The organism is Asticcacaulis sp. (assembly GCF_051954415.1).
In the GTDB taxonomy this organism is placed as follows: domain Bacteria; phylum Pseudomonadota; class Alphaproteobacteria; order Caulobacterales; family Caulobacteraceae; genus Asticcacaulis.
On sequence record NZ_JBQCHT010000020.1, the window covers coordinates 83,611 to 100,154 of the forward strand.

At 60.4% G+C, this 16,544-nt stretch carries 8 protein-coding genes; all 8 read left to right on the forward strand.

Annotation, left to right across the window (positions count from 1 at the left end; translation table 11 throughout):
* Positions 1–249: 249 nt before the first annotated feature.
* The 8 genes from ACTHND_RS06690 to ACTHND_RS06725 all read left to right on the forward strand — a co-directional run bounded on the left by ACTHND_RS06690 (position 250) and on the right by ACTHND_RS06725 (position 16,357).
* A complete protein-coding gene (locus ACTHND_RS06690) occupies positions 250–3,432 on the forward strand; it encodes a TonB-dependent receptor (RefSeq protein WP_440177009.1) in 3,183 nt (1,060 codons plus the stop codon).
* A gap of 88 nt (positions 3,433–3,520) precedes the next feature.
* Entirely contained in the window at positions 3,521–5,011 is a 1,491-nt protein-coding gene (locus ACTHND_RS06695; protein ID WP_440177011.1) for a tryptophan halogenase family protein, read from the forward strand.
* A gap of 15 nt (positions 5,012–5,026) precedes the next feature.
* Positions 5,027–5,749 carry a SapC family protein gene (locus ACTHND_RS06700; protein ID WP_440177013.1) on the forward strand — a complete coding sequence of 241 codons (723 nt, stop codon included), beginning with the start codon at positions 5,027–5,029 and terminating at the stop codon, positions 5,747–5,749.
* A gap of 4 nt (positions 5,750–5,753) precedes the next feature.
* Positions 5,754–6,785 carry a cupin-like domain-containing protein gene (locus ACTHND_RS06705; RefSeq protein ID WP_440177015.1) on the forward strand — a complete coding sequence of 344 codons (1,032 nt, stop codon included), beginning with the start codon at positions 5,754–5,756 and terminating at the stop codon, positions 6,783–6,785.
* A 77-nt stretch (positions 6,786–6,862) separates the two neighbouring features.
* Entirely contained in the window at positions 6,863–9,361 is a 2,499-nt protein-coding gene (locus ACTHND_RS06710) for a glycoside hydrolase family 9 protein (RefSeq protein ID WP_440177017.1), read from the forward strand.
* A gap of 595 nt (positions 9,362–9,956) precedes the next feature.
* A complete protein-coding gene (locus tag ACTHND_RS06715) occupies positions 9,957–13,070 on the forward strand; it encodes a TonB-dependent receptor domain-containing protein (protein WP_440177019.1) in 3,114 nt (1,037 codons plus the stop codon).
* Positions 13,071–13,298: 228 nt separating this feature from the next.
* Positions 13,299–14,810, forward strand: coding sequence for a glycoside hydrolase family 28 protein (locus ACTHND_RS06720; protein ID WP_440177021.1), 1,512 nt, complete (start codon positions 13,299–13,301; stop codon positions 14,808–14,810).
* Positions 14,807–16,357: an MGH1-like glycoside hydrolase domain-containing protein gene (locus ACTHND_RS06725; RefSeq protein ID WP_440177023.1), complete on the forward strand. Its 1,551-nt coding sequence runs from the start codon at positions 14,807–14,809 to the stop codon at positions 16,355–16,357. Before ACTHND_RS06720 ends, ACTHND_RS06725 begins: the two co-directional genes overlap by 4 nt.
* Positions 16,358–16,544: the final 187 nt, after the last annotated feature.

Consider the following 16,544-nt stretch of genomic DNA (forward strand, 5'->3'; position numbering starts at 1 on the left):
CGGGAAGTTCGGACTGGTCTCACGGGGCTTAACATTGAGGCTCGTGTCCGGTCCCGATCAGTAAGCGTTAGTAGAATGGGTGGGCGTGTCCGTTGTGGGCATGGCTTTCCGCAAAAACTTCAACCGGATGCCGGATTGACCGGTGTTGCGGAACGGAGAACTGCGTCTGTTTGGCGGGTGCTCGTTTGCGAACGAAGTCCGACGGACTGGCGCGATGTCTGTCATAAAAACCAAAGTTGGGAGGACTACATGACAAGTAGAGTAAATGGGAAACGCGCCGGTGGTGTGTTGCGTACAGCGTTCCTGGGTGGCGTTTCGACGCTGGCCATTTGCGCCATCGCCGCACCTTCGTTCGCGCAGGACGCGGCTCAGGATACCGCTCCGGCGGCAGCGCCGGCGGACGACGGCACGGTGATTATCGTTACCGGTATCCGGGGTTCGTTGCAGCGTTCGATGAACATCAAGAAGAACGCCGACGGTGTGGTCGACGGTATCTCGGCCGAAGACGTCGGCAAGTATCCGGACACCAACCTGGCTGACTCGCTGCAACGCGTCACAGGTGTGTCGATCAACCGTGTCAACGGCGAAGGCCAGCAGATCACGGTTCGCGGTTTCGGTCCGGGCTACAACATGACGACCGTTGACGGCCGCATCATGCCGGCTTCGACCATCGGTGTCATCGGCGGCGGTCAGGGCGCTGACAGCAATCAGGGCAATACCCGTGCGTTCGATTTCAGCAATATCGCATCGGATGGTGTTTCGGCCGTTCAGGTCTACAAGACCGGCCGCGCCGACCTCAATTCCGGCGGCATCGGCGCCACCATTAATATCGCTACCCTGCAGCCGCTCGCCCATTCGGGCTCGAAGGGTAGCTTCACGGTCAAGGCCCTGACCACCGACAATCCGGGCCTCGGCACCGTTTTGAAGAAGAAGAGCGTCACGCCGGAAATCTCGGGCGCCTATCAGTGGACCAACGATTCCAGCAATTTCGGCGTCGCCCTGTTTGGTTCCTATCAGGAAAAGACCGGTTCGACCCGTTCGGACACCGTCAACTCCTGGAACGTCCAGACCTACGCCAAGTGGCTGACGACCGGCCAGGCGCCTGCGGCGGCGAACATCACCAACGCGCCGACCGACATGAATCAGTTGATCGCTGTGCCGACCGACAGCCGCCTTACATATGCGGAAAATTCGCTGAAGCGTTCCAACGCCGCCGTCACCTTGCGCTGGAATCCGACCGAGGATCTGACCGTCACGGCCAACAGCTTCTACACGCATGTGGAAGCAGAGGAAGCGCGCTCCGAACTGACCAACTGGTTTTCGCGCAGCCCTTACGCAGCCATCACGTTTGACGATAATCCGATTATCAAGTCGGCAATTTCCGCCACCGACACGATCCCGACCGGTAAGGACCAAGGTTACGAAAACGAACTGCGCGCCGTGGAATCCACGATCCAGTCGACGGGCCTGAATGTCAAATATCACCCGAATGACAACTGGACCCTGTCGGCCGATCTGTCGACCTCCAAGTCCAGCTCGGGCGGCAACAATCCGGATGGCTCTTCTTCGGACACGGTCAGCTCGGCCCAGACCTATGTGAAGTCGAACACCACCACCTTTGGTGAACTGGCTGCGCCGATTCAAAATGTTGTGCTCGATCCGACCAAGTCGGTGACAGGCAAGCAGGACATCGCTTCGCTCGCTTCGGGCTACAGCAATCAGTACTTCTCGCAGCAGACCGACGAGCTTCAGCAGGCCAAGTTTGACGCCACCTATCAGGTTGATGAAAACAGCAAGCTGAGCTTTGGTCTTGACGCCTACAAGAATGTCAACGAATCCGAATTCACCGGCTATCAGGCGCAGTTCGGTGACTGGGGCGGTCTCAACCCCGGCGATCTGCAAAAGTATGGCACCCAGGATATCAAGACCTTCTGCATGAGCTGCCAATTCACCTCGGTCGACATGCCGTCGGCTGACGGTACGGCTTACCGCTATAATGCGGTGGACGCTTACAACGGTCTGAAGGCCTATTACGGCAGCCCGACCTTTGCGAACGTTCTGCCTTCAGGCGGTGCCAAGGCCAACACACCTAAACTCAACGGCTTCGCCCATAACGAAGTTGACGAGCAGGTGACGGCCGCTTACGCCCAGTTCTCCATGAAGTCTGAGCTCGTTGGCCGTCCGGTCAAAATTCTGGCCGGTGTGCGCTATGAAAATACGGATGTCACGGTTACCGCCTATCAGAACATCCCGACCGGTCTGCGCTGGGATCAGAAGAACAACTTCTCGGTTGTTCAGGGCACGGACGTTCAGCCCTATGCTGTGAAGTCTCACTACAGCAACCTGCTGCCCAGCCTGGATATGGCTATGAACATCACGGACGATTTGATCGGCCGTATGTCATTCTCGGTGACGAATGCGCGTCCGCAATACAGCCAGATGTATGCCACTACCAGCGTCGGCGCACCGGGTGATGCCAGCTATAATGGCGGCATTTACCGGGCCTCATCGGGTAACCCGGCCCTGAAGCCGCTGGTTTCGGAAAACTTCGATCTGTCGGCTGAATGGTATTACGGCAAGAACAGCTATGTTTCGCTCGGCTATTATCGTAAGGCCGTGCAGAACTTCGTCGGCAACGGGACAACCAATACCACGTTGTTCGGCATAACCGATCCGGCCTCCGGCAAGGCAGGCACGCGTTCGGGGGCCGCGGTGGCCGCCCTTCAGAGCATCGGCGCCTCCACCAACACCAATAACCTGTCCGCTATGACGATCCTCATCGATCAGGCTGGCGGGGATGTGGCGACGGCGTTGAACGAATGGAACACCAATACCGCGCCGGACGGACACGTCTCTGCGGATACGGATGCCCTTTCGGTCTACCTGTGGGGCAACCCCAACTGGAAGGTCGTCAGCAACAGCGCTGATCCCCTGGCGACATTCGTCCTTTCGCAACCGGTCAATAACCATACGGCTAATATTGACGGGTTCGAATTCGCCATCCAGCACTTCTTCGGCGACACCGGCTTCGGCATCGCCGCCAGCGGCACCACGGTCAACGGTGACGTGGCTCTGGACGACGGCGCCGATCCGCTCGGCAGCAACCAGTTCGCCCTGGAAGGTCTCAGCAATACCTACAACATCACGGGTATCTACGAGAAGTATGGCTTTGAAGGCCGGATCGTCTACAACTGGCGCGACAAGTATCTGGCCCAGGCCAATGCCTCGCAAAACGGCGGTCGTTATGTCGCGGCCTTCGGCCAGTGGGATGCGACTCTGAACTACGAACTGCGTCCGAACCTCATGCTGACGTTCGAGGCCCTGAACATCAACCGCGAACATGTGGTGCAGTATATCCGCGTGCCGACCGATGTTGTCATGTATCAGGAACTCGATACACGTTACGATGTGGGTATTCGTTACAAGTTCTAAACCAGATAACGGTTTAACTTGACGGGAAGGCCGCATAACAATGCGGCCTTCCTTTTTTATAGACGGTCGAGTGAACAGGAACAGGCGGATGAATGCACAGGTCATAAAAAAGGTAGTGATCGCCGGCGGTGGGACCGCGGGCTGGTGCGCGGCCGCTGCTCTGTCGCGTCTGCTCGGAGCCGTGCTGGATATCACCCTGATTGAATCGGCCGATATCGGTATTGTGGGCGTCGGTGAATCGACGATCCCTACCGTGCGGGCGTTTCACCATCTGATCAGTGTCGACGAACAGGCGTTCATGCGTGAGACAGGGGCGACCTTTAAACTCGGCATCGATTTTGAAAACTGGGCGCGAGAGGGCGACCGATATTTTCACTCTTTCGGCACGCTTGGGAAATCGCCCTGGATGGGGCATTTTTACAATATCTGGCTGGAAGCCCGCTCAAAGGGACTTGGCGGCTCGCTGGATGACTACAGCCTGGAAACGAAAGCGGCGATGGCCGGAAAGTTTCAGCTCCATAAGAACCTGTCCATCAATTACGCCTATCATCTGGATGCGGTGCTCTACGGCCAATATCTGCGCAAGCTGAGCGAAGAGGCCGGTGTCAGGCGGCAGGAAGGCCAGATTGTCAGTGTTCAGCAGGACGCCGGAAATGGTTTTATCACATCTGTCACCCTGGCCTCCGGGGAAGTCATCGAGGGTGATCTGTTCATTGACTGCACCGGCTTCCGCGGCCTGCTGATTGAGGAGACGCTGAAAACCGGCTATGAGGACTGGAGCCACTGGATCCGCACGGACCGCGCTCTGGCGGTACAGACCGAGTCCGCCGGCCCACCTTTGCCCTATACCAAAGTCGTGGCCCACACCGCCGGCTGGCGCTGGCGTATTCCGCTGCAGAATCGCGTTGGCAACGGCCTGGTCTATTCCGGCGCTCATATGTCGGACGATGAGGCGCACATGCTGTTAACGAAGAGCGTGGATGCGCCGATGGTGAACACCCCTCGCGTGATCAAATATAAAACCGGCCGGCGCCGGAAAATCTGGAACAAGAACTGCGTGGCCATGGGGCTGTCCAGTGGCTTTATCGAGCCATTGGAATCGACCAGCATCCATCTGTTCCAGAAGTCCGTCCTGAACCTGATCCAGAATTTTCCGTTCTTCGGCATCAATGATGCGCTTGTGGCGCGCTATAATGAGATGTCCGATCGGGAAGCCGAATATGCCCGGGACTTTGTCATCCTGCATTACAAGCTGACCGAGCGTACCGACACATCATTCTGGTCGGACAACGCGGTGATGGACGTGCCGGACTCCCTGCAGGCCCGGATCGACCTGTTCCGGGAGTCGGGCATAGCCTATCAGGAACCAGGAGAGCTGTTCCGGACGGATTCGTGGGCGCAGGTCATGCTGGGGCAGCGGCTGGAGCCGCAAGGCTGGCATCGACTGGGCGCGCTCATGAACGAGACCGAGATGAAACAGGTGTTTGACGGCTTGAAGGCGACGGTTGATAACACCGTGGCCAATATGATGCCGCAAGACGCCTTCCTGAAACAGTATTGCCCGACCGCTATAGCTTAAACGGACCTGATGAATATGGAAAAAAGTAAACCCGTGCTTCTCGACAATATCGAGCATCACGACCTGCGTGTCATGACCGGTCATGACGCCGGCTTTGGTGACGCCATTAACCAGGTCCGCGTGTATCCGAACGAGTTTGCCGAGGTTCAACGTGAATATCCCATCTTCTTCCGCCGTGATGCGGAAGGGGCTTTTTACGCCATCGCCCTGCTGGGTTTTGACCGCAATGAAAACCTGTTTCTCGACGGCAATGGCTGGAATGCCCGTTATGTGCCGGCCGAGCAGGCGCGCGGACCTTTCCTGCTGGGGTTCCGCGACGGGAGCGATGGTGAAGGGCCGATGATGCTGATGGAGCCTGCGCATCCCCGTCTCAGCCGCAGCGAGGGGGAGCCCCTATTCAAACCGCACGGCGGCAATGCGCCGGTTCTGGAGCACTATCTTCAGGTTCTGCGCGCGATTCATGGCGGGCTGGGCCTCAACGACGACGTTTTTGCCGCCTGGCTTGAGGCCGGTCTTGTGGCGTCGGTCAAGGTCGATATCCGTATCAATGAAGAGCTGGGCTACGATATTCCCGACCTGTTCTCGATCAATGGTGAAGCGCTGGCGGGGCTGGATGGCGCCGTACTGGCCAGTCTCAATGCGCGTGGTTATCTGGCCATGGCTTTTTACGTGCTGACCTCGCTTGGCAATGTGCCGCACCTGATCGCGCTCAAGAGCCGCAAGTTACAGGGAGCCTGACGATATGTCGGGCGTTACGGCCACAACCCGTGTACTCACCGGCATCTCGCCGGACCGAATTCCTTATGATGACCTGATGGCGGTCCAGGCGCCGGTCATCATGAAGGGCGTGGCGCGGGACTGGCCGCTGGTGCAGGCCGGACTCACGTCTCCACAGGCCGCCATGGACTACCTCAAGGGTTTCTACCAGGGGCGGCCGGTGACGTTGTTTGTCGCCGAACCGGAACAGGCGGGGCGCTTTGCCTACAATGAGGATGTCACCGGCTTTAATTTCCAGGGCGGGCGAACGGATCTCAATGAGGCGCTTGATCGGATCGCCGAAAATATCAACGATCCGAACCCGCCGTCCTTTTATATCGGCTCGACTGATCTCGATCTGTTCCTGCCGGGTCTGCGGGCGCATGACGAACTGGTGCTCAACCACCCTATGTTCGCCGCCAATCCGCTGTTGGCCAGTATCTGGATCGGCAACCGCACCACAGCCACGGCGCATTACGACATGTCGCACAATCTGGCGGTCTGCGTTGCGGGTAAGCGGCGTTTCACGTTGTTTCCGCCGGACCAGGTGGCCAATCTCTATCCCGGTCCGCTGGAGCCGACGCCCGGCGGGCAGGTGATCAGCATGGTCGATTTCAATAATCCGGATTTCGAGCGCTATCCACGCTTTCGGGAGGCGGTCGCGGCCGGGCAGGTGGCGGAACTGGAACCCGGCGATGTGCTGTTCTATCCGGCCCTGTGGTGGCATCATGTCGAGGCGCTGGAACCATTCAATATCCTGATCAATTACTGGTGGAACACCTCGCCGGCTTTCATGGATACGCCGCAAAATACACTGCTGCACGCGCTGCTCTCTCTGCGCGACCGGCCGCAGGCGGAGAAGGACGCCTGGCGCGACCTGTTCGACTACTATGTGTTCGGCCCGGCCGAGCGCGCCGGCGCGCATCTGCCTGAACAGGCCCGCGGCAATCTGGGGCCGATGGACGAGATGAAGGCCCGCCGTCTGAGGGCCCTGCTGCTTAACAAACTGAACCGGTAAAGGGCTGGGCTAGCTGGTTGACAGTCTCGCCTGAAGGGATATGTTACCGCTATCATAAAAACAGACAGGGAAATATCATGCGTTATCTGAACAGGCTTATGCTGACGGTCGCCACCGGTGTCATGTTATCGGTGGCCGCACAGGCCGAACCCTTGCATCTGAACAACAAAGGCTATTTCGAGACGCGCGGCGTCAATGTGCTGGTCTTCGCCAATGGCGCCAACAGCCTGTTTAATGACGCCAAGATCGCCGGTGTCGAACTGATCCAGCAGGGGGTGCGCACGGCTACCAATGGCGATGTCCGCCTTATGCCGACGCCGGGCCAGTGGGACGAGATGGGGCTGGTGAAGGATCGCCAGGTGGATCAGGCGTCTGGAGTCGTCACCACAACGATCAGCTATCCGAAATATGATTTCACCTATCAGGTACGCGTGGCGCCGAAAGGCGAGGGGGTGGCCTTAAGCGTGATCCTCGACAAGCCGCTGCCGGAAGCACTGGCGGGCAAGGCCGGTCTGAATATGGAATTCCTGCCGGCGGCCTATTTCCACAAGAGCTATCTCGCCGATGGCGTGGCGGGGACATTCCCGCTCTATCCATCGGGGCCAATGAAAAGCCTCGGCGAAGGCGTGCCGATGTCGCGCGTGTTGCCGCAGACCGAGCCGCTGCCGTTGGCGCACGGCAAGACCTTCGTGCTGGCGCCGGAAGATCCGGCGCGCCGGGTGACGCTAGCGTCTGAAAGCGATATTGCCCTCTATGACGGCCGCAACCAGGCGCAGAACGGCTGGTATGTGGTGCGCTCGCTGCTGCCCGCGGCTAAGACCGGCGAGGTCGTTTCCTGGACCCTGACAGCCAATTCGGTGGCCGACTGGGTGCGGCCGCCGATGATCGCCCATTCGCAGCTTGGCTATGCGCCGCAGCAGGTCAAGAAGGCGGTGATCGAGCTCGATCCGAACGATAAGCCTGCCGCCGAGGCGCGTCTGCTGGAGGTGGGCGCCGATGGCAGCTTCACCCCGGTGCTGACTGGTGAAGCCAAGCCGTGGGGCCACTATCTGCGCTACGATTATCGGACTTTTGATTTCTCAGGCGTCACCAAACCGGGCCTCTATGTCATTGAATATGAAGGCCAGCGGACGAGTCCGTTCCGTATCGCGCCGGATATCTATGCCACGGCCTGGGAGCCGACGCTTGATGTCTATCTGCCGGTGGCGATGGACCATATGAAGGTCAATGAAGCCTATCGGGTCTGGCACGGTGACAGCCACCGTGACGACGCCATGCAGGCGCCGCCGGGCGATGACCATATCGATCTCTATGCCTCCAAGCCGGGAAGCACGGACACAAAATACAAGCCCTATGAGCATATTCCGGGGCTGAATGTCGGCGGCTGGTTCGATGCCGGCGATTTCGATATCCGCACCCAGACGCACTATGCCGTGGTGCGCTCGCTAGTGCAGAGCTGGGAAAAATTTGGCCTGACGCGCGACGACACCTTGATCGATCAGCAGCGCCGCTATGTCGATATCCATGTGCCGGATGGCAAGCCCGACCTGTTGCAGCAGATCCAGCACGGTACGCTTCAGCTTGTGGCGCAGTTCGATGCCGTGGGCCACGCCATCAATGGCATTGTCGAGCCGGACGTGGCGGAATATCCGCACCTCGGCGATGCCGTGACCAAGACCGACGGCCTGATCTATGATCCGTCACTGGGGCGCGATGAGGTGAAGGATGGCAAGAGCGGGATGCCCGATGATCGCTGGGCATTCACCAATACCACCTCGGCGCTGAACTATGGCTCGATCGCGGCGCTTGCCGCCGCCAGCCGCGCGCTGAAAGGCTTTGATGATCCACTGGCTGACAAGTCACTGGACATCGCAAAAAAGACCTGGGCCGAGGAACACAGTCACGCGCCCAATCTTTATCACCACGGTAATACCACTGGCGGCGACCTGGTGGAGGAAGAGCTTTCCGCCGCCGTCGAACTGCTGATCACCACCAAGGATCCGCAATATGCCAAACGGATAGACGCCCTGTGGCCGGAAGTCAGCAAGACCTTCGCCGCCAATGCCGCCACGCTGGCCCAGGCGCTGCCCCTGATGCCGAAAGACTTCAAGGCCAGGGTTCGCCCGGCCGTGGTGGCCTGGCAGGCCGGGGCGAATAAGCTGGCCACGGCCAATCCGTTCGGTGTGCCGATCACCGAAGGCGGCTGGGCCGGCGATGGCACGGTGGTCGAATACGGCCTGACCGCAGCAGCGCTGAACCAGGAATTTCCGGATATCGTCGGCACGGACGCCGTTTATCAGGCGCTGGACTATATCTACGGCACGCATCCGGGTTCGAATGTGTCGTTCGTGTCGGGTGTCGGCACGGTTTCCAAGGAAGTGGCCTATGGCAATAACCGCGCCGATTTCAGCTTCATCGCCGGCGGGGTGGTGCCGGGTGTGCTGGTGCTCAAGCCAGACTTCCCCGAAAACAAGGAGGACTGGCCGTTCTTCTGGGGCGAAAACGAATATGTCATCAATGTCGGCGCCGCCTATATCGAACTGGTCAATGAGGCCAATGCGCGGGTGAAGCGGTGACTTTCGCCGGTAAAATAGTACTTATTTCGGCGGGTGCGGCAATATTTCGGCGATGTGATTGAAAAGTCACATTTCGCGCTTCAATCCCGGATATTGAAATGAAAGGGCCGCTTTACAGCGATCACGGCCTTTTTGATCCCACTATTCGGGAGTGAGGAACGACGAAATCTCATTATCTGGGAAGCTTTGCCAGGCAAAGCGTTGCGTGTGATGGCGCGTCCAGGTCGGGCAGTTGATTTGCCGAAAACAGGCGCGTACCTTGTGATGGCAACAGGCGCTTCGACGTGTGTTGCGAGATGTTAGCGTTATCAAATAAATTGACACCGGTGTCACAATGAGGACGCCGGGCAAAAGCGGGTTTATCAAAACGAAAGAGCTGCGCCGGTTCATGCCGGTGATCGCAGCCCGATAAAACAGGGTCACACTCAGGATATGGGCGCAAACCGCCCTGCCTCAAACCCTTGAATCAACGTGTCGTGCCGGAGCCATGGTCCGTGCCGAGCCGGGTGGCCTGTGCCATCCGAAGAGGGATGGTCTGTGTCCGGAGCGACCGGCGCGGGCGGTAAAAAAGACAACTGGAAGGAAGTTAGAGATTATGAAAAAGTGCAACAGATCAGGGAAGTTACGGCCGGTGCTGGCGGCATCCATATCGATGCTGGCTCTGGGCGCGGGGCTGAATGCCCTGCCGGCCATGGCCCAGGATGCCGCCGCCGCCACGGATGCTGCGGCGCCCGCGCCGGATGAAACCGTGGTGGTCGTCACCGGTTCGCGCCTGTCCAACCGCGGTTTCAAGGCGCCGACGCCGGTCACCGTGCTCGACCAGCAGGAACTGAAGCTCTCTGGCACGCAGAACGTCGATGTCATGCTGTCCGACACGCCGCAATTTACCGGCTCGCAGCTCAACAGCCCCACGGCCAATACGGTCCAGGCCGGCCAGCCGGTCGGCACCGCCACGCTGAACCTGCGCAATTTCGGCCCGACGCGCAACCTGGTGCTGGTCAATGGCCGCCGCTTTGCCATCACCGGTCCGGATTTCACCACCGACATCAACACCATTCCCGCGGCCCTGATCAAACGCGTCGAAGTCGTCACCGGCGGCTCCTCGGCGGTCTACGGCTCGGACGCCATCACCGGCGTGGTCAACTTCGTCATGCGCGATGATTTCCAGGGTGTGGAAACGAGCGTGCAGAGAACGTGGGACGAGCATACCGGTACGCCGACCTACAGCGTTGATATCACCGCTGGCGGTAATTTCGCCGATGGCCGCGGCAATATCGTCGCTTCGGTCAACTATATGAACCGTGGCGGTTATACGCGCGGCGATCGTGGCGGCTGGGCCATGCCATCACTTTCGGATGGCTGCGTCACCGCTGATTCCTGGAGCAAGGATAGTGCGGGCACGCCCAATGGCGCAGGCAACGGCCAGGCCTGTCTGGATTCCGGCGGCCGCATGGGCCTGGTTTACAGCGGTTCCTCGAACGTCCCCAATGGCCGTTTCGGCATAGGCAACCTGCCGGTTTACGGGTCGTCCAGTTCCAATGCCGGTCTGGATGCGGCCCTGGCGGCGGCCGGCCTCCAGAACATGGACTCCGGCGGCGCCATCCTCAGCGACGATGGCAAGACGGTGCGTCCCTATGCCGGGGCGGCGGACAGCTACGACCTGGGCGGCATGTCGAACATCATCACCCCGCAGACGCGCTGGATGGGCAATATTTTCGCCCACTATGATTTCAACGACAAGGCGACGGGCTACATGGAAATGCACTACAGCGACAATGTCGCCGATGTGCAGATCGCCCCGACCAATTACGGCGGCAACCTGCTGCTCGATGTCAATAACCCCTATCTCGGCGCGCCGATGCAGGACGTCCTGCGCCAGCTCGACCTGAAGGAAACCGGCACGACCACGGTTACCAACGGTACACTGAGCCTGAGCAATGCGCCGGGCGACGGCCGCGCGGTGATCAACTTCAACCGCCGCCTGTCGGATATCGGACCGCGCTACACCACCTCGGACCACGCGGTCTTCCGCACGGCGCTGGGCGTGCGCGGCAATCTCGGCGATGTGTCGTCGAAGGCCCTGCGCGATCTGAAATACGATGTCTACTACACCTATGCCCGCACGACCGAATCCGACACCCAGACGGGTTCGATCTCGCTCAGCCACTTCCAGCAGGCCGTGCTGTCGCAGGGCGGAGCGGCACCGGTGCTCAATCCCTTCGGTCAGAACATGACCGATGCCGGCAAGGCGGCCATCATCATCAACGCCAATGCCGGCCTGCGCGCCGAGCAGCAGGTCTTCGCCGGCAACCTGACCGGTGAAGCCTTCGACCTGCCGGCCGGTCCGGTCGATTTCTCGACCGGTTTCGAATGGCGCTACAGCAAGGCGGAATATATTCCCGATACCTACCTGGCCTCGGGTGATGTCTCCGGCTGGAACGCCGCCAAGGCCACCAAGGGCTCGACCACGGTCAAGGAAATCTACGGCGAATTCCGCGCCCCGATCCTGGCTGACCTGCCGCTGGCCAAACGTCTCAGCCTGAACAGCGCCTTCCGCTATTCCGACTATGACCTGAAGGGCGTCGGCGGTGTCTGGACCTATTCGATCGGTTCGGAATGGGCGCTCAACAGCGACATTGCCTTCCGCGCCCAGTACCAGCACGCCATCCGCGCGCCGAACGTCGGCGAACTGTTCGGCGGCGCCGGCACCAATGGGCCGATGGCGAACGATCCGTGTTCCGACCGGACGCCTGTCGCCAACCAGACGGCCGAGCTCAAGGCCCTCTGCCTGGCCACCGGCGTGCCCACTGCGACGGTCTTCACCTCGGCGGTTCAGCCGACGGCCTTCGTCTATCAGACGACCGGCGGCAATCCGAACCTGAGCCCGGAAACCTCCAACACCACCACGGTTGGCCTGGTGTGGACGCCCAGCTATGTGCGCGGTTTGCAGGTCAGCGTCGATTACTACAAGATCACGCTGGATGACGCTATCTCCACCCTTGGCGGCGGCGGCGTGCAGTCGGTGCTTGACCTGTGCTACAAGACGATCATGGACGCCAGCAGCGTCTTCTGTCAGGCCATCCACCGCGATCCGTCCTCCGGTCAGGTCACCGCGCCGGATTACGTCTCGACCACCAACGCCAATGTCGGTCGCCTGGCGACCGCCGGCGTCGATGTCGAAGGCCATTACGGCTTCGGCACCGACTGGGGCCTGATGGGGGGCAGCCGCTGGGATGTCTCGGCCAATATCAACTATGTCAGCGAGTTTGTCGGTACGCCGATCCAGGACCAGCCGAACGTCAAGAACGACTGCCTGGGCGCCTTCGGCGGCACCTGCGGCCAGCCGATTCCGAAATGGAAGGGTTCCGGCCGCGTGACCTGGAAGACCGGCCCGCTGACCCTTTCGGCCCGCGCCCGCTATATCGGCAAGGTGACGGTTGACACCTACATGCTGCCGCTTTCCAAGGGGCTGACGCCGCCGGCGCTCAACACCCTGACCAATCCGGTCATCGACGCCCAGACCTATATCGACCTGACGGCGGCCTATGACCTGACGTCAAAGATCCAGGTGTCGGTCGGCGCCCGTAACCTTTTCGACAAGAACCCGCCGATCCTCGGCTCCTCGCAGTTGCCTTCGGATAACACCATCCCGGCGACCTACGATGTCCAGGGCCGCGTCTTCTTCGTCAGCGTCGACGCGAAGTTCTAGGCTTCTCCGATTGGCGGGCGCGGCGTTTCCTCCCCAGGCCTGCGCCCGCCATAACCACCAGAACCTGCTTTATTCCCCGGTTCTGCCACTCAAGCCCGGCCGGTCTCCCTGCCGGGCTTCTTTTTCTTCTGATACAGTGCTTTGATGCAAAACCGCCGGAAGAAGCGGAGACTTGTTTGACGCGTATCTTAACCCAAAAAGGGCGTTACACTTTTTGGGATGCGCTCCATGGAAAGGAAACCGATGCCCTATTCACTGTCACGCCGCCAGCTTGGCGCGGGCCTCGCCACATTGGGCTTCGCTGCCACTTTCGGTAATGCGAAGGCCGAAACCTGCGCCTTGCCCGACTGGGTCGCGCCGCTGCGCACCGACCTGGAGGCCATGGCGAAAAAACTGACCGCCACCCTGAAGCCGTGGAACGGCCCTAAGCGCATCCTTACGCCGGAGCAATTCGGCTATGCAGGCGGGGGACTTGCGACCGGCTTTATCCAGCAGGCCATAGATGCAGCGGCCAAGGGCGGCGGCACAGTACGGCTTTCCAGGGGCGATTATGTCAGCGGCACGCTTGATCTGCGCAGTCACGTCCGGCTGGAGGTGGCCAAGGGCGCGCGGCTGCTGGCCTCGCTCGACCTGAAAGATTTTCCGGAACGCGTGGCGAAGCGCCGCACGGTTCAGGACACCAATATGGGCATGAATCAGTCGCTGATCTTCGCCGAAGGACTTGAGGATATTTCGATCTGCGGCGAGGGCATCATCGATGGGCGCGGGGCGAATTTCCACGGCGAGGAAGGTATCCACGGCACGCCGGGGCGGCCGTTTGTCATCCGGGTGATCGACTGCCGGCGCATCCATATCCACGGCATCACGCTGAAGGATTCGCCGTGCTGGATGCAGAACTACCTCAATTGCGACGACCTGCTGGTCGAGCACATGACGGTCGAGAATCAGGCCAATTTCAACAACGATGGCATCGATATCGACGGCTGCCGCAATGTCATTGTGCGCAAATCTTACATCAGCTCTGGCGACGATTCCCTGTGTTTCAAGGGTGCGGCCCAGGCCCCGACTGAAAACGTGCTGGTCGAGGACTGCACCTTTTTCAGTTCGTGCAATGCGGTGAAGCTGGGCACCGACAGCCAGAGCGTTTTCCGCAATGTGCTGGTGCGGCGCTGCGAGATCGGCGGGGTGTCCGAAACCATGCAGCACGTCAAGCCGGTGGGCTCCGATTCTGGCATTTCGTGGGAAGTGGTCGATGGCGGCACGGCGGAGAATATCCTCGCCACCGATATCCATATCGTGCGGGCGCGCAGTCCGTTTTTCATGAGGCTGGAGGATCGCGGCCGCGTGCAGCCGGATCAGCCCAAGCCACCGGTGGGCAGCTTGCGGCGGGTGGTTTTCGAGCGCATTACCGGCACGGATAACGGGTCGCGCGGCTCTTACTTCATCGGTATTCCGGAAAAGCATATCGAGGACGTGGTGCTGCACGATATCAAAATCGGCGTGGCCGCCGCGAACCACTGGCTGAAAGAAGACCAGATTCCGGAGATGCGTGGCGTCTATCCCGATGCGCATATGCTGGATGAAGTGGCGCCGGGCAAACCGCACAATGGCCCGGCCTATGGCCTGTGGGCGCGGCATGTCACGCGCCTGACCGTCGTCAAGGTGCAATTCCTGCCGGCGGCGCCCGATCCGCGGCCGGAGTTCCTGATGAAGACCGATACGGAGGCATGTGAAGCATGATCGACCGGCGCATGTTCATGGCGGGCACGGCCGCGGCGATGGCCGTGCCGGCTTTCGCGGAAACGACAAGTCAGCCGCAGTTCACGACCGCCAATGCCAGGTGGCAGGCCGCCTATGACAAGGCCCTGGCGGTGCTGGCGGCCAATGTGCAGGTGGTGCCGCGCTATGCCGGGCCGGTGCTGATCGAGGGCGCCGATTATGCCGGCATCTGGATGGAATGCGGGCCGCACGAGGCGCTGATCTATCGCAAATTCCGGCCGGACGTGGCCCGCAATGCCCATATGACCTTCTTTGACCTGCAACGCATGGACGGGCAATTGCCATGCAATAACAAGGTGACCGAGACCGGCTTCGGCCAGATCCAGATGGTGGTGCCGATCGCCGCCACGGCCTGGGAAGTGGCGCGGGCGACCGGCGATGAAAGCCTGCTCGCCTCGGCCTATACCGCCTGTTCGGCCTGGGATGCGTGGCTGTTGAAATATCGCAATACCCGTGGCACCGGCCTGACCGAAGGCTTCTGCACCTACGATACCGGCCACGACAATTCGCCGCGCTGGGCAGGGATTCCGCCGCAGTGTCCGAACAAGGACGCCAAGTATTTTCCGGCCGGATTTGCCTTGCCGCGCCTGTGTCCCGATCTTTCGGCCACCACCTACGGCGCGCGCCTCGCCTTGAGCGAGATGGCGAAAGCGCTTGGCAAGACTACCGAGGCCGATCGTTGGTCGGAAAGCGCCGATCAGATGCGCCGGCTGATTCTGGAAAAGCTCTATGTGGCTGAGGATGCCGCTTTCTATGATCTGGACGCCAATAATGCGTTTGTGCGCGTGCGTTCGGATATCCTCAGCCGGGTTTGCGGTGAGCATGTCGTCGATCAGGCGCTGTTCGATGAACTGTGGACGCGGCAGATTCATAATCCGAAAGCCTTCTGGACCAACCACCCCATGCCATCCGTAGCGCTGGATGATCCGCAGTTCGTCAGGCCGTTGCCGAAGAATAGCTGGGGCGGGCCGTCACAGGCCCTGACTGCCCTGCGCGCGCCGCGCTGGATGGAACACTATGGTCGCGCTGCTGAGTTCAGCTTCATGATGACGCGATGGTGCGAAGGGCTGATGGCCGACATGACCTTCCGCCAGCAGATGGACCCGGAAACCGGTAAATTCACGCAGGAAGATTTGCCGAACTATTCGCCGGCGGCGCTGGTGATGATGGACTACACCTGGCGGCTGGCGGGCGTGGTGGAAGAGGCCGAGGCCCTGCACTGGAATGTCCGGCCCGGCCATGCGGCGGCGCAAAGCGCGCGGTTCAGTCTGCCGACCGATGGCGGTGCGGCGGCGATCATGACCTATGACGGTAAGGGGGCTGATCTGTCTCTGGCCGGCAAGCCGCTGGGACACATCGATGGGGTGGCACGGCTCGTCACCGGCAAGTCTGGGACGCCGCAAAGTCTGCTGGGTATTTCCGAAAAACCGGAGAAAATTACCCTGAGACTGTCGGGTCGGACCACACGCAAATTGACGATCAGGCCGAACGAAAGGATTGCGTTGTGAACATCTTTAAACAAATTCCGGCCACCTTCCCCTCTCCTTGCTTGCGGGGAGAGGGTGGCTCGAAGGGCCGGGTGAGGGGCTTATGGTCGGTGGAACTGGGGGGGGCCCCCCCCCCCCCCCCCCCCACCACGGCTGCGGGGGGGAGCAAGCACGAGGGGGGGGGTGTAGCGCGCGGGGTGGTGTAAGC